The following is a 21,579-nucleotide window of genomic DNA, read 5'->3' as shown; positions in this document are numbered from 1 at the left end:
ATCAGCCAATACATCCGGCGACTGACACACCGCTTTCGCGAGCAAGCCCGCTCCCACATTGGCCCTGCGGCGCAGCTAATGGACAGTTACACTACCGCTCCCCAAAGGAGCCCGCATGACTTCCCTGCTAACCGACTGGCGCGACCGCCCCACCCACCGCCGCGTGTGGGCCCTCGCCGCGCCGATGATTTTGTCGAACATCTCCGTACCACTGGTAGCGCTGGTGGACAGCATGGTCATCGGCCACCTGCCCCACGCCCACCAACTCGGCGCCGTGGCCGTTGGCGCCAGCCTGTACACCTTCCTCGCCTGGGCCATGGGCTTCCTGCGCATGGGCTCCACCGGGTTTGCCGCCCAGGCCGCCGGGCGTGGTGATGGCGCCGCGCTGCGGCAGATTCTGTTGCAAGGACTGCTGCTGGCGCTGGGCCTGGCGATGTTGCTGGGCAGTATCGGCATTCCGTTAAGCGGCCTGGTGCTGGACTGGATGCAGCCCTCGCCCGAACTTAACCAACTGACCCGCGAATTCTTCCACACCCGCCTCTTCGGCCTGCCCGCAGCGCTGGCCAGCTATGCGCTGGTGGGCTGGTTCCTCGGCACCCAGAACGCCCGCGCGCCGCTGGCGATTCTGCTGACCACCAACCTTGTGAACATCGCGCTCAACCTGTGGTTCGTGCTGGGTCTGGATTGGGGTGTGGTCGGCTCGGCCCGCGCCTCGGTGATCGCCGAATGGACCGGCGCCCTGCTCGGCCTGGCCCTCACCCAAAAAGCCCTGCGCGCCTACCCCGGCCATATCGCCTGGGCCGCGCTCAAGCTGTGGCAAAGCTGGCGCCCGCTGCTGGCGGTGAACCGCGATATCTTCATCCGCAGCCTGGCCCTGCAATCAGTGTTTTTCATGATCACCGTGCAAGGCGCTCGCTTGGGGGATGCCACGGTGGCGGCGAATGCGCTGCTGCTCAATGGTCTGTTGCTGACGGCCCACGCCCTGGACGGACTGGCCCACGCCGTGGAAGCCTTGTGCGGCCACGCCATCGGCGCCCACGACCGCCAGGCCTTGCGCCGCTCGCTGGTGGTGGCCTGTGGTTGGTCGTTGCTGGCGAGTATCGGCTTCGCGATCCTGTTCGCCGTGTTCGGCCACCTGTTTATCGCCATGCAAACCGATATTCCGAGCGTGCGCGAAACCGCCGACATCTACCTGCCCTACCTCGCCGTACTGCCGTTGATCGCCGTGTGGAGCTACCTGCTGGACGGCCTGTTCATCGGCGCCACCCGCGCCCGGGAAATGCGCAACGGCATGCTGCTGACGGTGGTGATTGTGCTGCCCTTCGCCTGGGCCTTGCAGGGCCTGGGCAACCACGGCTTGTGGATAACCTTCCTGTTGTTCATGGCCCTGCGCAGCCTGACGCTGTGGGCAATTGCCTGGCGCCTGAACAAGCAGGACCGCTGGCTTACTGGCCCGGCGTGAACGTGATAAACGCCGTGACCCGGTCCAGCACGGGCGCCAGCCAGCGCAGCGGCCGGGACATCGACGCCACCAATGTGGCGTGGCTGGTCTTGGTGAAGTAGAACTCCTCCACCGGCACACCCGCCGCTCGCAGCTTTTTCGCCAACCCGCCGGTGTTGCGCTTGGGGTTGACCAGGTTGTCGTCCACCGAAGCAATCAACAGGCTGGGGGGCGCGCTTTGGCTCACGTGGTTGATGGGTTGGGAATCGGGCGGCGAGTCCGGGTAGAAGAACACCGGGCGCACATCACGGTTTTCAATCGGCAGGAAATCATACGGCCCGGCGAGGCCGATCCAGCCCTTGAAGACTGACGGCGACAGGCCGACCCCGGCCAGCCACTGCGGGTCCAGCGCCAACATTGCGGCGTTGTAGGCACCGGAACTGTGGCCCATCACATACAGCTTGCGGGGATCGCCGCCGTATTCGGCACTGTGCTGATACGCCCACGCGACTGCTTGGGCGCCGTCCTGCAAAAACAGTGGGTAGCGCACTTGCGGGTAAAGCCGGTAGTCGGCGATCACCACCACGATGCCGCGCGAAGCCAGGGCTTCGCCGACGAAACCGTAGTCATCCTTTGAGCCGCTGTTCCAGCTGCCGCCATAGAAAAACACCACGACGGGCGCGTCGGGCAAGGCGGTGACGGGGCGGTAGATATCGAGTTTCTGGCGGGGGTCATCGCCGTAGGCGAGGGAGGAGGTTTTGGTGAAGGTGCTGGTGGGGGTGAGTGCGTTGAGCACTTTGATCGGGGAGCAGGCTGCGAGCAGCGTCGCGATGGCCAGGGTGAACACTTGCAGGAGCTTTTTCGACATTATTCAGGCCCTATAAAAACTGCAGGACTTGCGGCGATCCAAATGTGGGAGCGGGCTTGCTCGCGAAGGCGGTGTATCAGTCTGCACATGTATCGACTGACACACCGCCTTCGCGAGCAAGCCCGCTCCCACACTGGATCTCTGTCACATTGAGATCTTTGTCAGCCTGGAAGCGGTGTGCTTACGAGGACAGGTACGACGAACGCGTCAAACCAAGACGCAACGCATCCAGGAACTGAGTCCGCTCCGCCGCCGTGATCTTCGCGCTGGCGCACTTGTCACGGTAGTGAGTCATCAACTCCTCCGGCGACAAGTGCACGTAGCGCAGCATGTCTTCGATGGTGTCGTGGGTCTCGATCCCGGCGCTGTACACCGACCCGTCGTCACGCTGGTAGATGTTCACCGAGTCGGTGTCACCGAACAGGTTGTGCATGTCGCCGAGAATTTCCTGGTAGGCACCCACCAGGAAGATCCCCAGCAGGTAGTCCTCGCCTTCTTTCACAGCGTGCACCGGCAAGCTGGTCTCGATGCTTTGCTCATCCACGTACTGCTTGATCTTGCCGTCGGAGTCGCAGGTCAAATCCTGCAGCACCGCACGGCGCAACGGCTCTTCGTCGAGGCGATGCAGCGGCAATATCGGCAGCACCTGGCCGATGGCCCAGGTGTCCGGCAGGCTCTGGAAGACCGAGAAGTTGCAGATGTATTTGTCGGCCAGCTTGTCGTTGAGTTCGTCCAGCACCTGGCGGTGGGAACGCTGACGGGCTTTCAGCGAGTCGTGCAGGCGGCGGCAGACGGCGAAGTAGCATTGTTCAGCCAAGGCCTTCTCGGCCAGGGTGATCTTGCCGTCGGCGTACTGGGTTGCCACGTCGCTCATGTAGTGAGTGGCGCGCCAGTAGGTTTCGGTGACCATTTCAATGTCGGTCGGGCCCAGCAGGTCCACCAGCCATTGCACGGTTTCCGGCAGGCTTTCCTTGTTTTCGATCAGCGGCACGTCGTCGTTGTGTTTCTCGACGTCAGTGACTTGCACCACCAGCATGGCGTGGTGGGCGGTCAGGGAACGGCCGCTCTCGGAGAAGATGTTCGGGTGCGGCAGGCTCTGCGCGTCGCAGAATTCCTTGAGCATGCCCACGACCACGCCGGCGTAGTCGTCCATGTCGTAGTTGATCGAGCTGGCGTTACGCGAGTGGGTACCGTCGTAGTCCACGCCCAGGCCGCCGCCCACGTCGATGTGGTCTACCGGCAGGCCGAGGTTGCGCAGTTCGCCGTAGTAACGAATGGCTTCCTTGAACCCGTGCTGGTAGTCGGCCAGGTTGGCGATCTGCGAACCCATGTGGAAGTGCAGCAGGCGGATGCCCTGGTCCAGGCCCGCCGCGCGGAAGCGCTCGACCACCGACAACAATTGCGCCGCCGACAGACCGAATTTGGATTTCTCGCCGCCGGTGTCCGCCCACTTGCTCGACGCCAGGGACGACAGGCGCACCCGCAGGCCGACCTGAGGCTTGACCTTGAGGTTGGCGGCTTCTTCGATCACCAGGCCGACTTCGGATTCTTTCTCGATCACGATGAACACGTTGTGGCCCAGCTTCTGGCCCATCAGCGCGAGGCGGATGAACTCACGGTCCTTGTAACCGTTGCAGACGATGGTGCCGCCTTTCGGCGCCAGGGCCAGCACGGCCAGCAGCTCGGGCTTGGAGCCGGCTTCCAGGCCAATGGACACGTCCTGGGTGGCGATGATGTTCTCGATCACCGCTTCCTGCTGGTTCACCTTGATCGGGTACAGCGCGGTGTATTTGCTCTGGTATTCCAGGCGCTCGATATTGGAGTCGAACGCGCCGGTCAGCTGGCGCACGCGGTCTTGCAGGATGTCGGGGAAGCGCACCAGCAACGGCAGGGACAGGCCGCTTTTGCGCAGCTCGTCGACTTGCTCGTACAGGTCCACAGGCGTGCTGTTCGGGCCGTTCGGACGGACTTCAACGCGACCGGCATCATTGATCGCGAAATACCCGGCCCCCCAATGGCGAATCCCGTAAACACTGCGGCTGTCCGCAACTGTCCATTGGCTGCCATCGTCTTTGCGTGTGCGTCGTACGGACATCGAAGTCCCCTATAAATGAAGTCGAAGTGCACCGGCCTGATCAGAGGCTGGCGCAGTCTAAAGAATGAAAATGACGATTTGCCTGTGAGAGGGGTAGACCCCACTTGCAGGACAGAGTTTAGACACCGGTCAGGAACAGGCTCTGTGAAAACCATGGGGACGACAGTTCGCGTTCAGCCAGCGGGCTATCGGGGTGGTTTTCACAGAGGCTGCTAGCCGCCGGATTTCTTCGCCTTGTAACCCAGCTTGATCAGCTCGGCCAACAGCAACTCGACGTGGTCGCCCTGGATCTCGATCACGCCGTCTTTCAGGGCGCCACCGGTGCCACAGCGCTTTTTCAGCGTGGTGGCCAGTTCCTTCAAGGCTTCTTCGGCCAGGGGCACGCCAGTGATGGTGGTCACTGTCTTGCCGCCACGGCCCTTGCTCTCGCGACGAACGCGGGCAATACCATCGCCTTCGGGAATCAGGGTTGTTTTGCAGGTACAAGCGTCCACGGGCTGGCGACAGTCCGGGCAGTGTCGACCTGCGTCGGTGGAAAATACCAGGCCACCAAGGGCGGCGAAGGATGCGGCTTTTTTGGCCACCGGCAATCCTCTTGGGAGGACAAAGACTGATCGATGGGGTCATCGACCGCGAAGCCCCACTCAGGCAGGGGCAGCGCTACTGAACCGCCGATGTTCAAACCACTGTAGGAGCGAGCTTGCTCGCGAAGGTCGTCAACGATAACGCGGGCCTTCAGACAGCACGCGTCGTGCTTACGTTTTTCGCGAGCAAGCTCGCTCCTACAGGGTGGAACAACAGCGGTTCAGCCTGAAAAGTCGCGCAGTGTAACGGCAAAAACGCCCCTTGCTAAGAGCCAAATCGCGCCAATTTATGCAACTTTAGCGACGCAGGGCCAAATAACGACGCAACCCTTCCTGGGCATCCGGGCAATAGGGCTTTTGCTCGGCCTCCTGAAGCACCGTCGCCAGGGGCAGAAAGCGCGCCTCCATGACTTCTTCCGGCTGGATTCGCAGCGGCCCGTCCCACACGGCCGAGAACGAGGTGCACCAGAGCCGGCTGTCGCCGTCTTCGAAGTAGAAGTGATCGTGGGCGGTCAGTTCGACGCCGCTGACACCCAGCTCCTCTTCCAGCTCACGGGCCGCCGACTCGGCATAGGACTCGTGGGCCGCCACCATTCCGCCCGCCGCCGTGTCCCAGAAACCCGGGTACATGGCTTTGCTCAGGGTGCGCCGGTGCACACACAGCTCACCGGCCGAGTTGAACAGGAAAATAAAGGTGCAGCGCCCGATCAGCCCGCGCCGGCGCAGATCGGAACGTACGAGGCTGCCGAGCAGGTTGTCCTGCTCGTCGACCCAGGCAATCAGTTCGGCGTCGGAGGCGGCGCGGTGCGCTGCCTCCCTGGTGGAAGCGTCCATCATCAACCCTGGTTCAGGAGCTGACGCAGGTCGATCACTGCAGCGTTGGCCCGGGAAATATAGTTGGCCATGACCAGCGAATGGTTGGCCAGGATGCCAAAGCCACTGCCGTTGAGAATCATCGGGCTCCATACCGGCTCTTGCGAAGCTTCCAGCTCACGAATGATCTGGCGCACGCTGACGGTGGCGTTCTTCTTGGCCAGCACATCGGCGAAGTCGACTTCAATGGCGCGCAGCAGGTGCGACAGGGCCCAGGCCTGGCCGCGGGCTTCGTAGAACACGTTGTCGATCTGCATCCACGGGGTTTCCACCACTTCTTCGTCGACCTGCGGCACTTCACCCGGCGCCAGCGCTTCGGTTTTCAGCGCGGTGTTGAGCTTGACCCGGCCCACACTGGCCGACAGCCGTTGCGACAGCGAACCCAGGCGAGTCGCCACATCACCCAGCCAGTTGTTGAGGTTGTCGGCACGTGCATAGAACAGCGCGCCTTTTTGATTCGGGTCGGACAAGCGCGCTTCGTAGCGGCTCAGGGAATTGATGCCTTCCTGGTATTCCGACTCGCTGGACGGCAGCACCCAGCTCTTGTTGTCGAAGTTGAAGCGCGGTTCGGCCTTGGCCAGGTCTGCGTCTTCCGCCGACTGCGACTGGGAGCGGGCGAAGTCCTTGCGCAGGGCACGGGTCAGGTCACGCACCTGCACCAGTACGCCGTATTCCCAGCTCGGCATGTTGTCCATCCACAGGCCCGGCGGGAAACGGTCGTTGGAAATGTAGCCACCCGGCTTGTTCAGCAGGGTGCCCACCACCGTCTTGAGGGTTTCGACGGTGGTAAAGCCCACCACCATCTGCTTGCCGTCCTTCTCGGCGGCAATTTGCGCATTCTGCTGGACCGGGAACAACGCAGGCTCTTCGCTCCAGTACCAACCCAGGGCACCGGTGACCAACAGGTACAACGCAACCAGCGAGAGCAACGCGCGGCTCATCAGCAGGTTACGGAAATAGCTGCGGGGGGCCGACTTAGTTTCAGGGGCCGGGCCCTTTGCACTGCCTGCGCGGTTTTTCCAGTCCAGCATGGCGATATCCTTTCAATCACTTGAGTTCAATAGCTACGACCACAACCCTGCCCCATCGTGCCGAGCAGTGCGGCGCTTTTAGCCAGGGTGGCGCGAGTACGCGGTTCGACTATAAAGGATGCACGCTGTTTACGCCCGCGCGACTGCATGGTCGATAAATGAATCTCTGCGACCTTGCAGTTAATTGACGTATGACACTCGTGCAACGGAAAAGAGGTGCTAGCATAGAGCCATCAGTTCGACCTCAGCATGCAGCCTAACTAGTAGTCAGGATATGACCGAGCCAGAAGACCCCAGCCGTGAGCGTCTCAAGCACCATTTTGCCCAGCGGGTAATTCATCAGGCACGTCAAATTCTTGAGATCTGGCAGCGCCTGCAACGCAGCGAATGGTCGACCACTGACTTGTCCGAGCTCAGTGAGGCCAACCTGCGCCTGCTGCGTTTTGCCGAGCGCTTCGAGCAGCCGGAACACGGCCAACTGGCGCACCAGATCGGCGCTTCACTCAAGGCGGTGGACGACAACCGCGGCCGCCTGAGCAGCCACCTGATCACCGAACTCAACCGTTTGATGCAGCGCCTGTCGCGCACCGGGCTGCGCCAGGGCGACCAGCTGGAACAAACCCTGCTGCCGCCGATGCGCAAGCCGATCTACGTGATGCTGGCCGATCACGACCGCGCCGACCGCCTGGCCAAGCAGCTGGAATTTTTCGGCTTGAGCGCCCAGTCCCTCGACAGCGTGGCGGCGTTTCGCTCATCCATGGCCGAGCGCTTGCCGGCGGCCATTGTGATGGATGTGGATTTCTGCGGCGCCGGCCTCGGCCTGAAGCTCGCCGCCGAAGCCCAGGAAGGCCTGGAGCAAAAGCTGCCACTGCTGTTTTTCAGCCTGCACGAAACCGACACCCCAACCCGCCTGGCCGCCGTGCGCGCCGGCGGCCAGGAGTTCCTCACCGGCACCCTGGAGGCGTCGAGCCTGCTGGAAAAAATCGAAGTGCTGACCTGCGTCGCCCAGTACGAACCTTATAAAGTGCTGATCATCGACGACTCGCGGGCCCAGGCGATGCACACCGAGCGCCTGCTCAACAGCGCCGGCATCGTCACCCGCACCCTGATCGAACCGATCCAGGCCATGGCCGAGCTGGCGGACTTCCAGCCCGACCTGATCATCCTCGACATGTATATGCCGGCCTGCACCGGTACCGAGTTGGCCAAGGTGATCCGTCACAATGACCGCTACGTCAGCGTGCCGATCATCTACCTCTCGGCCGAAGACGACCTGGACAAGCAACTGGACGCCATGAGCGAAGGCGGCGACGACTTCCTCACCAAGCCGATCAAGCCCCGGCACCTGATCACCACCGTACGCAACCGCGCCGCGCGGGCACGCAACCTCAAGGCGCGGATGGTGCGCGACAGCCTCACCGGGCTGTACAACCACACCCACATCCTGCAACTGCTCGAAGACTGCAGCTTCCGCGCGCGCCGCGAGAGCAAGCCGCTGAGTTTTGCGATGCTCGACATCGACCACTTCAAGCGGGTCAACGACAGCCACGGCCACCCCATGGGCGACCGGGTGATCAAGAGCCTCGCGCTGTTTCTCAAGCAGCGCCTGCGCAAGACCGACTATATAGGCCGTTACGGCGGCGAAGAATTTGCCATCGTGATGCCCGACACCGACCTCGACAGGGCTTGCCAAGTACTTGACGAGATTCGCGGGCGCTTTGCCGAGATTCACTATCCCGCCCAGCCCCAGGATTTGTGGTGCACCTTCAGTGCCGGCGTGGTGGAGCTCTGCGACGGCTCCGACAGCCTGATGATGGCGGCCCAGGCCGACGAGGCGCTGTACCGCGCCAAGGATGCCGGGCGTAACCGGGTGATGTCGGCGCGCGCATCAAAGCAAAGTGCCACCTTTTCACCGGAATCCACCGAATCCGTCATAACTCTGTAATGGAAACGCAATAACTTCAGGCACTTACTTCTGCTGTCGGTTGAAACCACGCATGCGCCTGAAGCTGCTGACGAATCTGAACACCCTCCTTCTGGTCGCCGTTTGCCTGGCCCTGGGCGCTACGCTCTGGTGGTCGCAACGTGCCCTGGAACGGCCTTACCTGCTGATGGAGCGCTACCTTGGCCTGTCACAGACGTTCCAGAACCAGGCCGCGCGCAATATCGACGATTACCTCGCCAGCGGCGACGCCCTGCGCCTGAGCAGCGCCAGCCAGAGTCTGGAAAACCTGTTGCAGCAGCTGGATGAGTTACCCGCAGAGCTGGCGCAAAACCTGCGTCCCAGCCTTGCCGACCTGGACACCTTCGGCAAGACCGACCTGCTGGCCGCCGGTAAGCTGGCCGGCGACCCGCAAGCCCTGTTGCTGCAAGCCGAACGCGAACTCGGTGCCAACCTGGAGCAACTGAACCAGTACGCCAGCGGCGTCAGTACGCCCGAGGCGGCGCGCTATCTGCCGCCGTTGCTCGCTGCGTCCCAGCACCTGGCGAAACTCTCCCTGGCCCGGGACAAGCTGGTGAGCAGCGGGCGCAGCGAACTGGCCGACGATGTGGAGCGCGAAGTCAGTAATATCCGCAGCCAGGCTGACGTGCTGGGGCAGCTGCCATTACTGGGGGTGACCGCCAGCAGCGAGTCCAGTACCGACGATTTCTCGGCCATGATGGGCCTGGAAAACACTGAAAAAACCGTGGCCCAGGACACCGGCGTCGACCTCAAGCGCGAACTCAACAGCCTGCTGACCCGCTACCCCGCCGAGCTGAAACGCACCCGCGAACAAATCCAGCAACGCACCGAACTGGCCACCGCCGCCCACCTGAAAATCAACGCCGTGCAGCAAGCCATCGCCGGGCTGGAGCCTGTGGTGCGCGCCCAGCACGCGCAGATCCAGGGCGAAGTGCGGCTGATGCAAGGCGTGATGATCGGCCTGATTCTGCTGATCGCCCTCTTGATCGACACCTTGCAGCGGCGCCTGGCGCGGGTGCTGACCAACCTGGCGCCCGCTTTGTCCACCTGGGCCGAAGGTGACTTCAGCCAACACATTGCCCTGGGCAAGACCAACCGCGAACTGCACGATATCGAAGAGTCCCTGAACCGCCTGCGCGCCTACCTGGTGGACCTGGTGGGCACCATCAGAGGCAACGCCGAGCAAGTGGCCGGCAGCAGCAGCGCGCTGGCGGAGTTGAGCAGCGGCATGCACGACGGGGCCGAGCGCCAGGCCGGTGATACCGCGCAGATTCGCGATTCCCTGGGCGAACTGGAAGCGACTATCCAGCAGGTCGCCGGCGACGCCAGCCAGGCTGCCGAGGCCAGCCGCAGCGCGGGCCAGGCCGTCGAGCAGGGCCAACGGGTGATCGGCCTGAGCCTGACCGGGTTGCACGCATTGGTCGGCGAAGTGCAGATAAATGCGCAGATGATCGAGAAACTCGCCGAAGAGTCCGCGACCATCGGCGGCGTTCTCACGGTGATTCGCTCGATTGCCGACCAGACCAACCTGCTGGCGCTGAACGCCGCCATCGAAGCCGCCCGGGCCGGTGAAGCCGGGCGCGGGTTCGCCGTGGTGGCCGATGAGGTGCGCTCCCTGGCCCAGCGCACCGCTGGCGCCACCGCCGAAATCCAGCACCTGATCGCCGGCCTGCAAACCGCCGCCCGGCAATCGGTGGAAGGCATGCGTGCCCAGGTCGAACACGCCGAGGCCACTGCCGAACAAGCCCAGGCGGCTGACGGCGCGCTGGATGAAATCGTCGGGGCGATCCAGACCATTTCCGACACCGCCGTGCGGATCGCCGATGTGACGGCCCAGCAAAGTGGCGCCGTGAGTGAAATCCGCGATAACAGCGAGCGGATTCACCAGCTGGGCGAGGACAACTTGCTGCGAATTGGCCAGGGACGCCGCCAGGGCGAGCACTTATTGGTACTAGGCGGGCAACTCAACACCGCCGTGCAGGCATTCCGCGTCTGACCGGCTCTCCCGTCTTGTGAAGATCAAAATGTGGGAGCGGGCTTGCTCGCGAAGGCGGCGCACCCGTCAACGCATGTGGCGGCTGAACCACCGCCATCGCAGGCAAGCCAGCTCCCACACTGACCGGATTCAGCCTTGCGGTCACATATTTTGCGCAATCCTCGCTAATCGTGCTGCCTACTGCATAGAACTGGACAGTCACAAAGCCTTTGCGGCATAGTCGCCGGGTTCTACCGTGCCCACATCAATAACAAGGAACAGCCGATGGCGACCTTACTGGTTCTTCACGGACCCAACCTGAACCTGCTCGGCACCCGCGAACCGGGCGTCTACGGGGCAGTGACCCTCGAACAGATCAACCTCGATCTGGAACGACGGGCACGTGATGCCGGCCACCATTTGCTCTACCTGCAAAGCAATGCCGAGTACGAACTGATTGATCGCATCCATGCCGCGCGCAGCGAAGGCGTGGACTTTATCCTGATCAATCCCGCCGCTTTTACGCACACAAGCGTTGCATTACGTGACGCGCTGCTGGCGGTGAGCATCCCATTCATCGAAGTGCATTTATCGAACGTGCACAAACGCGAACCTTTCCGCCATCACTCTTACTTCTCCGACGTTGCGGTAGGAGTGATCTGCGGCCTTGGCGCCAGCGGTTACCGACTGGCCCTGGAGGCCGCCCTGGAACAGCTTGAAGACACGGCCAAGCGCCCCTGACCGACCCTTTGGGAGTTGATGATTCATGGATATCCGTAAAGTTAAGAAACTGATCGAACTGCTGGAAGAATCCGGTATCGACGAGCTGGAGATCAAGGAAGGCGAGGAGTCCGTACGGATCAGCCGTCACAGCAAGACCCCGGCCCAACAGTTCTACGCACCACAGATGCAAGCGCCGGCTCCGGCCGCTGCACCCGTGGCGGCTGCTCCGGTCGCGGCTGCTGCCGAAGCCCCTGCGGCTCCAAAACTGAACGGTTTCGTGGTCAAGTCGCCAATGGTCGGTACCTTCTACCGCACCCCGGCACCGACCTCGCCAGCCTTCGTTGAAGTCGGCGCAACCGTGAAAGTGGGCGACACCATCTGCATCGTTGAAGCGATGAAGATGATGAACCACATCACGGCTGAAAAAGCCGGCGTCATCGAATCCATCCTGGTAGAAAACGGTCAGCCGGTTGAGTACGACCAGCCGCTGTTCACCATCGTTTGAACCGCGGAGCGCCTTCGATGTTGAAACCTGCGAAGAAACTGCAAAAAGTCCTGATCGCCAACCGCGGCGAGATCGCGCTGCGTATCCTGCGCGCCTGTAAGGAAGAGGGCATCAAGACCGTCGCTGTTTACTCGACGGCCGATACCGAATTGATGCACGTGAAACTGGCGGACGAAAGCATCTGCATCGGCCCGCCACTGGCCACGAACTCGTACCTGAAAGTCTCGAACATCATCGCCGCCGCTGAAGTGACCGGCGCTGATGGCATCCACCCCGGCTACGGCTTCCTCGCGGAAAACGCCGATTTCGCCGAACAGGTGGAGAAATCCGGGTTTGCCTTCATCGGCCCGAAAGCCGAAACCATTCGCCTGATGGGCGACAAGGTATCGGCCAAGGACGCCATGATCGCGGCCGGCGTACCTACCGTTCCAGGTTCCGACGGCCCGCTGCCTGAAGACGAGGCAACCGCCCTGCGCATTGGTCGCGAAGTCGGTTACCCGGTGATCATCAAGGCCGCCGGTGGCGGTGGTGGTCGCGGCATGCGCGTGGTGCACAAGGAAGAAGAACTGATCGAAGCCGCCAAGCAGACTCGCTCGGAAGCTGCCGCCTGGTTCGGCAACCCGATGGTCTACCTGGAAAAGTACCTGACCAACCCACGTCACGTGGAAGTGCAGGTACTGTCCGACGGCCAGGGCCACGCCATCCACCTGGGCGACCGCGATTGCTCGCTGCAACGCCGTCACCAGAAGGTACTGGAAGAGGCGCCGGCACCGGGCCTGGACGAAACAGCTCGCCAGGAAGTACTGGCTCGCTGCGTCAAGGCGTGCATCGACATCAACTACCGTGGCGCGGGCACTTTCGAGTTCCTGTACGAGAACGGCCGTTTCTACTTCATCGAGATGAACACTCGTGTGCAGGTAGAGCATCCGGTTTCGGAGATGGTCACCGGTATCGACATCGTCAAGGAGATGCTGAGCATCGCCGCTGGCAACAAGCTGTCGTTTACCCAGGATGATGTGAAGATCCACGGCCACTCCCTGGAGTGCCGGATCAACGCCGAAGACCCGAAAACCTTTATCCCAAGCCCTGGCCTGGTCAAGCATTTCCACGCGCCCGGCGGCAACGGCGTACGTGTGGATTCGCACCTGTACAGCGGCTACAAGGTTCCGTCCAACTACGACTCGCTGATCGGCAAGCTGATCACCTGGGGCGCCACCCGCGACGAGGCCATGGCCCGTATGCGTAATGCTCTGGACGAAATCGTGGTAGACGGCATCAAGACCAACATCCCGCTGCATCGGGACCTGGTTCGCGATGAAGGCTTCTGCGAAGGTGGTGTGAACATTCACTACCTGGAACACAAGCTGGCTAATCAGTAAGCGAAGTGCTCCACCCAACAAAGCCGCCTTCGGGCGGTTTTGTTGTTTCTGCCCACCCGATTTTTCTGGATGGATACATTCCCCTTGTGGGAGCGGGCTTGCTCGCGAATGCGGTGTGCCAGTCAACACATCCATTACTGACACACCGCATTCGCGAGCAAGCCCGCTCCCACATTTTGTTCTGTGTACACCAGCAGTACAGTCGTCTTCTGCTGTTCGCTCGCGTAAACTTGCGCGTCTTTCGCAGCCCTACCCCGCTGCACACTCATTTTTTCAAAGGTGCCCGCCATGCCTTGGCTGCAAGTCCGTCTCGCCATCAGCCCAGAACAAGCCGAAACCTACGAAGACGCGTTCCTCGAAGTGGGCGCCGTGTCGGTGACCTTCATGGACGCCGAAGACCAGCCGATCTTCGAACCCGAGCTCAACACCACCCCGCTGTGGTCCCACACCCATCTGCTGGCCCTGTTCGAAGACGGCACCGATGCCGCCAGCGTCCTGGCCCACATGGAACTGCTCACCGGCGGCCCGCTGCCGGAGCATCACAGCGAAATCATCGAAGACCAGGACTGGGAACGCAGCTGGATGGACAACTTCCAGCCAATGCGTTTTGGCCAGCGCCTGTGGATCGTGCCGAGCTGGCACGCCGCCCCCGAGCCTGACGCCGTGAACCTGCTGCTGGACCCGGGCCTGGCGTTCGGCACCGGCACCCACCCCACCACCGCGCTGTGCCTGGAATGGCTCGATGGCCAGGACCTGAAAGACTGCAACGTGCTGGACTTCGGCTGCGGTTCGGGGATCCTGGCGATCGCCGCCCTGCTGCTGGGCGCCAAGGAAGCGGTCGGCACCGATATCGACGTGCAAGCCCTGGAAGCCTCCCGCGATAACGCCGGGCGCAATAACATCGCTGAAGAGAAATTCCCGCTGTACCTGCCGGAGCAATTGCCCCAGGTGCAGGCCGACGTGCTGGTGGCCAATATCCTCGCCGGGCCACTGGTTTCCCTGGCGCCGCAGCTGTCGAGCCTGGTCAAGCCGGGCGGCCGCCTGGCGCTGTCGGGCATCCTCGCCGAACAGGGCGAAGATGTTGCCGCCGCCTACGCCCAGGATTTTGAGCTGGATCCGATCGCCAACCGCGATGGCTGGGTACGCATCAGTGGTCGTCGGCGCTAGAATGAGCGCCTGCATGAATCGGATGGCCGCATGACCGACAGTTTCGTCACCCAGTGCCCACACTGCCAAGCACGCTTTCGCGTCAACCACGCTCAATTGAGCGTGGCCCGTGGCGTGGTGCGCTGTGGGTCGTGCCTGCAAGTGTTCAATGCCGCTCGCCAACTGCTGGAGCAGCGCGCCAATGCGCCCGCGCCCCAGGCACCACCTGCGGCAGAGCCGCCGGCAGCCGTAGAACCGCCACCCCAAGCGCCGCGAGCCATCAGCCAGAAGCAATGGACCGCCGAAGAGCTGGACCTGGATAACCTGGACCTCGACGTAGAACTGGCCAAGCTGGAACGTCGCGAAATCCAGCACACCCAACCCGTGGGTGCCGACCGTCGCCAGCCCGGCGCCGATCGTCGGCAAAAGGAAGATGCCCTCAGCGCCAGCCGTGACACGGCCAAGGCCGAGGAAGAGCAATGGGCCTCCAGCCTGTTCAGCGAACCCCGGGATGAACGGGCCCAAGCCCCGCAAATGGTCGACGACGAACCGCAACCGGCCAAGGCAAGCCCAGGCAAACCCAAGCGCACCGAACCGTCGATGTCGTTTGAAGCGGTCGAGCCGGACGACGAACCACCGCTGCACACAAGCACCACCGATGACGAACTCGACCCACCGGTAACCGCCGTAGCAGACGAGCCGGAACCCGAACAACCGGAACGCCCGCAGCCCAAACGCAAGCGCCCTCGCCCCGAGGCTGGCGCCCACGACGACCTGCTTTCGGACCTGGAAGACGACCCGCTGCACCTGTATTCCCGGAAGCGCTCCTCCGGCTGGGGCCGCCGCCTGTTCTGGGGCTTGCTGGTGCTGCTGGCCGCCGCCGGCCTGGCGGGACAATACGTCGCCTACCAATTCGACGACCTGGCACGCCAGGACGCCTACCGCCCATGGTTTCAGGAACTGTGCCCGAAACTGGGCTGCACCGTGCCATCCCGGGTCGATATCGCCCACATCAAGAGCAGCAACCTGGTGGTGCGCAGCCACCCGGAGTTTGCCGGTGCCCTGGTGGTGGACGCGATCATCTATAACCGCGCGACATTCTCCCAACCGTTCCCGCTGCTGGAGCTACGCTTTGCCGACATGAACGGGAATATGATCGCCAGTCGTCGCTTCAAACCCGCCGAATACCTCAGCGGCGAGTTGGCAGGCGTGACCGAGATGCCCTCCCAGACGCCGATCCACATTGCCCTGGACATCCTCGACCCGGGCAACAAAGCGGTGAATTACAGCCTGAGCTTCCACTCCCCCGAGTGAAACGGCTGCCTGGCCGGTGCTTGACGGCAGATTATTGACTGCATCGCCTTTGACCAAACCTGCGGCGATAAGAAAATAACTGCTCAGATTTTATCCAATTCAGCCTTTATCCAGTCATCGAGAGCGGGTATCATGCCAACCCTTTTTCGAACTCTAATGATCCGGCCCCACAACAGGGAAGTCCTATGTCGGCGGTACGCATCGGCCCATACACATTGCACAACGGCTTGATCCTCGCCCCGATGGCGGGCGTCACCGACCAGCCCTTTCGTCAGCTTTGCAAGCGTTTGGGCGCAGGGCTTGTAGTCTCGGAAATGGTCACCAGCGACATGAGCCTATGGAACACCCGCAAATCGCGGATGCGCATGATCCACGAAGGTGATCCCGAGCCCCGCTCGGTACAGATCGCCGGCGGTGATGCGCAGATGCTGGCGGATGCGGCCCGGGCCAACGTGGAGTTGGGGGCGCAGATTATTGATATCAACATGGGTTGCCCGGCCAAGAAGGTCTGCAACAAGGCCGCAGGTTCTGCCCTGTTGAAGGATGAGCAGTTGGTGAGCGAGATCCTGCATGCCGTTGTCGCTGCAGTGGATGTGCCGGTCACCCTGAAGATCCGCACCGGTTGGGACCGGGACAACAAGAATGGCCTGACGGTGGCGAAGATCGCCGAGCAGGCGGGCATTACAGCGCTGGCGGTGCATGGCCGCACCCGCGCCGACCTTTACACCGGTGAAGCCGAGTACGACACCATTGCCGCGATCAAGCAGGCGGTGTCGATTCCCGTCTTTGCCAACGGCGACATCGACTCAGCCGAGAAAGCCCGGCGCGTGCTGCACGCGACCGGCGCCGATGGCCTGTTGATTGGCCGGGCTGCCCAGGGGCGGCCGTGGATTTTTCGTGAGATCGAGCATTTTCTGCGTACCGGCGAAACCTTGCCGGCACCGGAGCTGATCGAGGTGGAACGTATTCTGCTAGAGCATCTGGCCGCCCTGCACGCCTTCTACGGAGACGTGATGGGAGTACGCATTGCTCGCAAGCATGTGGGCTGGTATCTCGCAACCTTGCCGGGCGCCAGGGAGTTTCGCGCCCACTTCAATCGTTTGGATGATACGGAAGCACAGTGCGCCAACGTTCGTGAGTTCTTCTCCGAGCGTTACAAGAGCCTGGTGACAGGGGACGGAGAAGGGGTGGCCGCATGACGATGATGACCGAGACTTTAGTGAGTGGAACAACACCCGTGAGCGACAACGTCAATTTGAAACAGCACCTCAACACGCCGAGCGAAGAAGGCCAGACCCTTCGCGGGAGTGTCGAGAAGGCGCTGCACAATTATTTCGCCCACCTTGAGGGCGCTGCCGTCACGGACGTGTACAACCTGGTGCTCTCCGAAGTCGAAGCGCCGTTGCTCGAAAGCGTGATGAACTACGTCAAGGGCAACCAGACCAAGGCCAGTGAGCTGCTCGGTCTGAACCGTGGCACGCTGCGCAAGAAACTCAAGCAGTACGATTTGCTGTAAGCATTCAATCAAACCAGAAAGGCGCCCGCGTAAAAACGGACGCCTTTTTTGCTGACTCCTTTGCTTTTGATGGAAATTGAAATGACCGACCAGACTACCCGCCTGCCGATCCGCCGTGCCTTGATCAGTGTCTCCGACAAGACCGGGATCCTCGAATTTGCCCGGGAGCTGGAAGCCCTGGGCGTGGAGATTCTCTCCACCGGCGGGACCTTCAAACTGCTGCAGGACAACGGCGTGGCCGCAGTGGAAGTGGCGGACTACACCGGTTTCGCAGAGATGATGGACGGTCGGGTCAAGACCCTGCACCCGAAAATCCACGGCGGGATCCTCGGTCGTCGCGGTATCGACGACGCCATCATGAGCGAGCACGGCATCAAGCCGATCGACCTGGTGGCCGTTAACCTGTACCCGTTCGAAGCCACCATCAACAAGCCAGGCTGCGACCTGCCGACCGCCATCGAAAACATCGATATCGGCGGCCCGACCATGGTTCGCTCGGCAGCCAAGAACCACAAAGACGTGGCCATCGTGGTGAACGCCAGCGACTACGCCAACGTACTGGAAAGCCTGAAAGCCGGCGGCCTGACCTACGCCCAGCGCTTCGACCTGATGCTCAAGGCCTTCGAACACACCGCGGCCTACGACGGCATGATCGCCAACTACATGGGCACCGTGAACCAGGCCGCTGAAACCCTCAGCACAGAAGGTCGCAGCCAGTTCCCGCGCACCTTCAACAGCCAGTTCATCAAGGCCCAGGAAATGCGCTACGGCGAGAACCCGCACCAGAGCGCGGCGTTCTACGTTGAGGCCAAGCCTGCTGAAGTCGGCATCGCCACCGCGACCCAACTGCAAGGCAAAGAGCTGTCCTACAACAACGTGGCCGACACCGACGCCGCGCTGGAATGTGTGAAGAGCTTCGTCAAGCCAGCCTGCGTGATCGTCAAGCACGCCAACCCGTGCGGCGTGGCCGTGAGCCCGGACGCTGAAGGCGGTATCCGCCAGGCCTACGAACTGGCCTACGCCACCGACACCGAGTCGGCCTTCGGCGGCATCATCGCCTTCAACCGTGAGCTGGACGCCGAGACCGCCAAGGCGATCGTCGAGCGTCAGTTCGTTGAAGTGATCATCGCGCCATCCGTCAGTGAAGAGGCTCGCGCCATCGTTGCCGCCAAGGCCAATGTGCGCCTGCTGGCGTGCGGCGAGTGGTCGGCCGAGCGTGCCGCTGCCTGGGACTACAAGCGCGTCAACGGCGGCTTGCTGGTACAGAGCCGCGACATCGGCATGATCGGCAGCGCCGATCTGAAAGTGGTGACCAAGCGCGCCCCGACCGAACAGGAAATCAACGACCTGATCTTCGCCTGGAAAGTCGCCAAGTACGTTAAGTCCAACGCCATCGTCTACGCCAAGAACCGCCAGACCATCGGTGTCGGCGCGGGCCAGATGAGCCGCGTGAATTCGGCACGCATCGCTGCGATCAAGGCAGAACATGCCGGCCTGCAGGTCGCCGGTTCGGTGATGGCGTCCGACGCATTCTTCCCGTTCCGTGATGGCCTGGACAACGCCGCGAAAGCCGGTGTTACCGCCGTGATCCAACCGGGCGGCTCGATGCGTGACGCAGAAGTGATTGCAGCGGCTGATGAAGCCGGCATTGCCATGGTCTTCACCGGCATGCGCCACTTCCGTCACTGATTGCTCGTTCCCACGCTCTGCGTGGGAATGCAGCCCGGGACGCTCCGCGTCCCAAAGCGTGACGCAGAGCGTCACAAGAGGCATTCCCACGCAGAGCGTGGGAACGGTCAGAATTCAGCGTCATCCGAGGTTTTTTGAAATGAATGTTTTGATCATTGGCAGCGGTGGCCGTGAACACGCCCTGGCCTGGAAAGTTGCCCAGGACCCACGTGTCCAGAAAGTTTTCGTCGCCCCCGGCAACGCCGGTACCGCCATTGAAGCCAAGTGCGAAAACGTCGCCATCGACGTGTTGGCCCTTGAGCAACTGGCGGACTTTGCCGAGAAAAACGTTTCCCTGACCATCGTCGGCCCGGAAGTGCCCTTGGTAGCTGGCGTTGTGGACCTGTTCCGCAGCCGCGGCCTGGACTGCTTCGGCCCAACCGCCGGCGCTGCCCAGCTGGAAGGCTCGAAAGCCTTCACCAAGGATTTCCTGGCGCGCCACAAGATCCCGACCGCCGACTACCAGAACTTCACCGAGATCGAGCCGGCCCTGGCCTACCTGCGTGAAGTCGGTGCACCGATCGTGATCAAGGCCGACGGCCTGGCCGCCGGTAAAGGCGTGATCGTCGCAATGACCCTGGCTGAAGCCGAAGACGCCGTGCGCGACATGCTCGCCGGCAACGCTTTCGGTGAAGCCGGTTCGCGCGTGGTGATCGAAGAGTTCCTCGACGGCGAAGAAGCCAGCTTCATCGTGATGGTCGACGGCAAGAACGTACTGCCGATGGCCACCAGCCAGGACCACAAACGTGTGGGTGACGGCGACAGCGGCCCGAACACCGGCGGCATGGGCGCCTACTCCCCGGCGCCAGTGGTTACCGCCGAAGTGCACAAGCGCGTGATGGACCTGGTCATCTGGCCAACCGTGCGCGGCATGGCCGATGAAGGCAATGTATACACCGGTTTCCTGTACGCCGGCTTGATGATCGACAAGGCCGGCAATCCGAAAGTCATCGAGTTCAACTGCCGCTTCGGCGACCCGGAAACCCAACCGGTGATGCTGCGCCTGCAATCGAGCCTGGTGCTGTTGGTTGAAGCTGCGCTGGCCCAGGCCCTGGACAAGGTCGAAGCCCAGTGGGACCCGCGCCCGAGCGTCGGCATCGTGCTGGCCGCCGGCGGCTACCCGGCCGACNNCCGCCGGTGGTCGCGTACTGTGCGCAACCGCCATGGGCAGCAGCGTAGATGCCGCTCAGCAACAGGCTTACAAGCTGGCGGCGAAGATCGACTGGAAAGGCTGCTTCTACCGCACCGACATTGGCTACCGCGCCATTGCCCGTGAGCGTGGCGAAAGTCAGTAAACAGCTATCCGTTCGGTTAGGCAGGGGCCTCTGGCCCTTGCCCTACGCTTGTGGCCCCGCGCATAGTTATACCCATGCATCAACCTACGAAGGGATTTCGCCGTGCGCTGGCTCAGGATCGCCATAGGTTTCACTGTCAGTCTGCTGACCTTGCTCTGCTTGCTCCCGGCCCAGGCCGCCGCACAAGGCAGTGGCTGGGCAGTATTGCTTGATGAACAGGCCGATCTGCAACTGAGCGATATCCGCTCGCCCCGCTACATCAATCAATTCAGCCCCATCGAACTGGACCGGATTACCGCCGCGCAACCGGACGGTGCGTTGTGGGTACGCTTCAGGCTGCAACCCGGCAAACACGAGCAAGTGCTGCGGGTATTCGCCCCTGACCTGTCACACCTGAACCTGTATGTACTCGACGGCGACACCCTGGTGGAGCAGGAAGCTACCGGCACCCGCCAGCCCCAGGCCGAGCGCCCGCTGCCCAGCAGCGACTTCATGCTGCCGATGCCGCAAAGCCAGAAGCCGCTGGACGTGTACCTGCGCATGGTCTCGGAACACGAACTGCGCCCCTACATCACCCTTGAGCCGGCCGTGCTGGCTGCGGCCAACCAGAACCAGACGCTGATCTACGGGCTGCTGTTCGGTTGCCTGGTGATGCTGATCCTGCACAACCTCACCCGCTACGCCTACCATCGCTCCCGCAGCAGCCTGTGGCTCGCCGCCTGCGAATTGCTGTTGCTGCTCAGCCTTGCGCTGCTGCTCAACGTGCTGGGCCCGTGGTTGCCGAACTGGCACGCGGTACAAACCCCCGGTGCCTACCTCGCCCTGCTGCTGACCGCGCCGTGCGGGCTGATGTTTGCCTACCGCTTCTTTGCGCCACTGGGCCCGCATCCGCTGAACAAGCTGTTGATGGCCGATATCCTGCTGATCGTCCTGACCGGCCTGTTGCTGCTGTTCGTCAACACCTTGCCCCTGAACATCATCACCTACGCCCTGGTGGCGCTGGCCGGCCTGAGCATGTTGTTCGTCTCGGCCTATCACTGGCAAAAGGGCTACCGCCCGGCGCGCCTGTTCATGCTGGCGATGGTGATCTTCAACATCGGCACGCTGATTATTCTCCCGGCCTTGCTGGGCCTGACGCTGGTG

Annotated in this window: 16 protein-coding genes and 2 pseudogenes; 13 read left to right on the top strand and 5 right to left on the bottom strand. The window is 62.3% G+C overall.

Features of this window, described 5'->3' with window-relative positions; translation table 11 throughout:
* Positions 1 to 115: 115 nt before the first annotated feature.
* The gene (locus HX873_RS01880; protein WP_177039731.1) at positions 116 to 1,462 is read left to right on the top strand and encodes an MATE family efflux transporter; all 1,347 of its coding nucleotides are present in this window, start codon (positions 116 to 118) and stop codon (positions 1,460 to 1,462) included.
* Here the strand turns inward: HX873_RS01880 and HX873_RS01875 are convergent.
* From HX873_RS01875 to HX873_RS01855, 5 genes are all read right to left on the bottom strand, one after another.
* A complete protein-coding gene (locus HX873_RS01875) occupies positions 1,446 to 2,309 on the bottom strand; it encodes an alpha/beta hydrolase (RefSeq protein WP_134325668.1) in 864 nt (287 codons plus the stop codon). The genes HX873_RS01880 and HX873_RS01875 overlap by 17 nt on opposite strands.
* 181 nt (positions 2,310 to 2,490) lie before the next feature.
* Complete coding sequence (gene speA, locus HX873_RS01870; RefSeq protein ID WP_003217295.1) at positions 2,491 to 4,404, bottom strand: arginine decarboxylase; 1,914 nt, start codon at positions 4,402 to 4,404, stop codon at positions 2,491 to 2,493.
* Between the two features lie 212 nt (positions 4,405 to 4,616).
* Positions 4,617 to 4,988 (bottom strand): translation initiation factor Sui1, encoded by a 372-nt coding sequence (locus HX873_RS01865; RefSeq protein ID WP_003217297.1) that lies wholly within the window; start codon positions 4,986 to 4,988, stop codon positions 4,617 to 4,619.
* A gap of 297 nt (positions 4,989 to 5,285) precedes the next feature.
* On the bottom strand, positions 5,286 to 5,822 hold the full coding sequence (locus HX873_RS01860; protein ID WP_008439015.1) for an NUDIX hydrolase: 537 nt from the start codon (positions 5,820 to 5,822) through the stop codon (positions 5,286 to 5,288).
* 2 nt (positions 5,823 to 5,824) lie between these two features.
* On the bottom strand, positions 5,825 to 6,892 hold the full coding sequence (locus HX873_RS01855; RefSeq protein WP_003217301.1) for a DUF2333 family protein: 1,068 nt from the start codon (positions 6,890 to 6,892) through the stop codon (positions 5,825 to 5,827).
* Between the two features lie 274 nt (positions 6,893 to 7,166).
* On the opposite strand from HX873_RS01855, the gene HX873_RS01850 reads away from it, so the two are divergent.
* The 12 genes and pseudogenes from HX873_RS01850 to HX873_RS01795 all read left to right on the top strand — a co-directional run.
* On the top strand, positions 7,167 to 8,837 hold the full coding sequence (locus HX873_RS01850; RefSeq protein WP_008439016.1) for a PleD family two-component system response regulator: 1,671 nt from the start codon (positions 7,167 to 7,169) through the stop codon (positions 8,835 to 8,837).
* Between the two features lie 1,519 nt (positions 8,838 to 10,356).
* Positions 10,357 to 10,851, top strand: a pseudogene (locus tag HX873_RS31980) (methyl-accepting chemotaxis protein); the annotation flags it as partial.
* Positions 10,852 to 11,115: 264 nt separating this feature from the next.
* Positions 11,116 to 11,571 carry a type II 3-dehydroquinate dehydratase gene (gene aroQ / locus HX873_RS01840; RefSeq protein WP_003217307.1) on the top strand — a complete coding sequence of 152 codons (456 nt, stop codon included), beginning with the start codon at positions 11,116 to 11,118 and terminating at the stop codon, positions 11,569 to 11,571.
* A 25-nt stretch (positions 11,572 to 11,596) separates the two neighbouring features.
* Complete coding sequence (gene accB, locus HX873_RS01835) at positions 11,597 to 12,058, top strand: acetyl-CoA carboxylase biotin carboxyl carrier protein (protein ID WP_003217309.1); 462 nt, start codon at positions 11,597 to 11,599, stop codon at positions 12,056 to 12,058.
* A 17-nt stretch (positions 12,059 to 12,075) separates the two neighbouring features.
* On the top strand, positions 12,076 to 13,437 hold the full coding sequence (gene accC, locus HX873_RS01830) for an acetyl-CoA carboxylase biotin carboxylase subunit (RefSeq protein ID WP_003217312.1): 1,362 nt from the start codon (positions 12,076 to 12,078) through the stop codon (positions 13,435 to 13,437).
* Positions 13,438 to 13,725: 288 nt separating this feature from the next.
* Positions 13,726 to 14,604: a 50S ribosomal protein L11 methyltransferase gene (prmA, locus tag HX873_RS01825; protein WP_003217316.1), complete on the top strand. Its 879-nt coding sequence runs from the start codon at positions 13,726 to 13,728 to the stop codon at positions 14,602 to 14,604.
* 30 nt (positions 14,605 to 14,634) lie between these two features.
* Positions 14,635 to 15,897, top strand: a complete 1,263-nt coding sequence (locus HX873_RS01820) for a DUF3426 domain-containing protein (protein ID WP_177122288.1) — start codon at positions 14,635 to 14,637, stop codon at positions 15,895 to 15,897.
* A 185-nt stretch (positions 15,898 to 16,082) separates the two neighbouring features.
* On the top strand, positions 16,083 to 17,096 hold the full coding sequence (dusB, locus tag HX873_RS01815; RefSeq protein ID WP_003217321.1) for a tRNA dihydrouridine synthase DusB: 1,014 nt from the start codon (positions 16,083 to 16,085) through the stop codon (positions 17,094 to 17,096).
* Positions 17,093 to 17,413 carry a DNA-binding transcriptional regulator Fis gene (gene fis, locus HX873_RS01810; protein ID WP_003186237.1) on the top strand — a complete coding sequence of 107 codons (321 nt, stop codon included), beginning with the start codon at positions 17,093 to 17,095 and terminating at the stop codon, positions 17,411 to 17,413. Before dusB ends, fis begins: the two co-directional genes overlap by 4 nt.
* Before the next feature lie 81 nt (positions 17,414 to 17,494).
* A complete protein-coding gene (gene purH, locus HX873_RS01805; RefSeq protein WP_008439025.1) occupies positions 17,495 to 19,102 on the top strand; it encodes a bifunctional phosphoribosylaminoimidazolecarboxamide formyltransferase/IMP cyclohydrolase in 1,608 nt (535 codons plus the stop codon).
* A 139-nt stretch (positions 19,103 to 19,241) separates the two neighbouring features.
* Positions 19,242 to 20,436: pseudogene (purD, locus tag HX873_RS01800) on the top strand (phosphoribosylamine--glycine ligase).
* A 102-nt stretch (positions 20,437 to 20,538) separates the two neighbouring features.
* A partial coding sequence (locus tag HX873_RS01795) for a 7TM diverse intracellular signaling domain-containing protein (protein WP_371318389.1) occupies positions 20,539 to 21,579 on the top strand: 1,041 nt, incomplete at its 3' end.

Origin of the sequence: Pseudomonas sp. P7758, assembly GCF_013386485.1 — a bacterium.
GTDB lineage: Bacteria > Pseudomonadota > Gammaproteobacteria > Pseudomonadales > Pseudomonadaceae > Aquipseudomonas.
This window is presented reverse-complemented; position numbering and strand designations above follow the sequence as displayed.

What these genes read in the sequence shown, in the direction of transcription:
- HX873_RS01880 (WP_177039731.1), top strand. Translation starts at nt 116, where the DNA reads ATGACTTCCCTGCTAACCGACTGGCGCGACCGCCCCACCCACCGCCGC.
- HX873_RS01875 (WP_134325668.1), bottom strand. Translation starts at nt 2,309, where the DNA reads ATGTCGAAAAAGCTCCTGCAAGTGTTCACCCTGGCCATCGCGACGCTG.
- speA (WP_003217295.1), bottom strand. Translation starts at nt 4,404, where the DNA reads ATGTCCGTACGACGCACACGCAAAGACGATGGCAGCCAATGGACAGTT.
- HX873_RS01860 (WP_008439015.1), bottom strand. Translation starts at nt 5,822, where the DNA reads ATGGACGCTTCCACCAGGGAGGCAGCGCACCGCGCCGCCTCCGACGCC.
- HX873_RS01855 (WP_003217301.1), bottom strand. Translation starts at nt 6,892, where the DNA reads ATGCTGGACTGGAAAAACCGCGCAGGCAGTGCAAAGGGCCCGGCCCCT.
- HX873_RS01850 (WP_008439016.1), top strand. Translation starts at nt 7,167, where the DNA reads ATGACCGAGCCAGAAGACCCCAGCCGTGAGCGTCTCAAGCACCATTTT.
- aroQ (WP_003217307.1), top strand. Translation starts at nt 11,116, where the DNA reads ATGGCGACCTTACTGGTTCTTCACGGACCCAACCTGAACCTGCTCGGC.
- accB (WP_003217309.1), top strand. Translation starts at nt 11,597, where the DNA reads ATGGATATCCGTAAAGTTAAGAAACTGATCGAACTGCTGGAAGAATCC.
- accC (WP_003217312.1), top strand. Translation starts at nt 12,076, where the DNA reads ATGTTGAAACCTGCGAAGAAACTGCAAAAAGTCCTGATCGCCAACCGC.
- prmA (WP_003217316.1), top strand. Translation starts at nt 13,726, where the DNA reads ATGCCTTGGCTGCAAGTCCGTCTCGCCATCAGCCCAGAACAAGCCGAA.
- HX873_RS01820 (WP_177122288.1), top strand. Translation starts at nt 14,635, where the DNA reads ATGACCGACAGTTTCGTCACCCAGTGCCCACACTGCCAAGCACGCTTT.
- dusB (WP_003217321.1), top strand. Translation starts at nt 16,083, where the DNA reads ATGTCGGCGGTACGCATCGGCCCATACACATTGCACAACGGCTTGATC.
- fis (WP_003186237.1), top strand. Translation starts at nt 17,093, where the DNA reads ATGACGATGATGACCGAGACTTTAGTGAGTGGAACAACACCCGTGAGC.
- purH (WP_008439025.1), top strand. Translation starts at nt 17,495, where the DNA reads ATGACCGACCAGACTACCCGCCTGCCGATCCGCCGTGCCTTGATCAGT.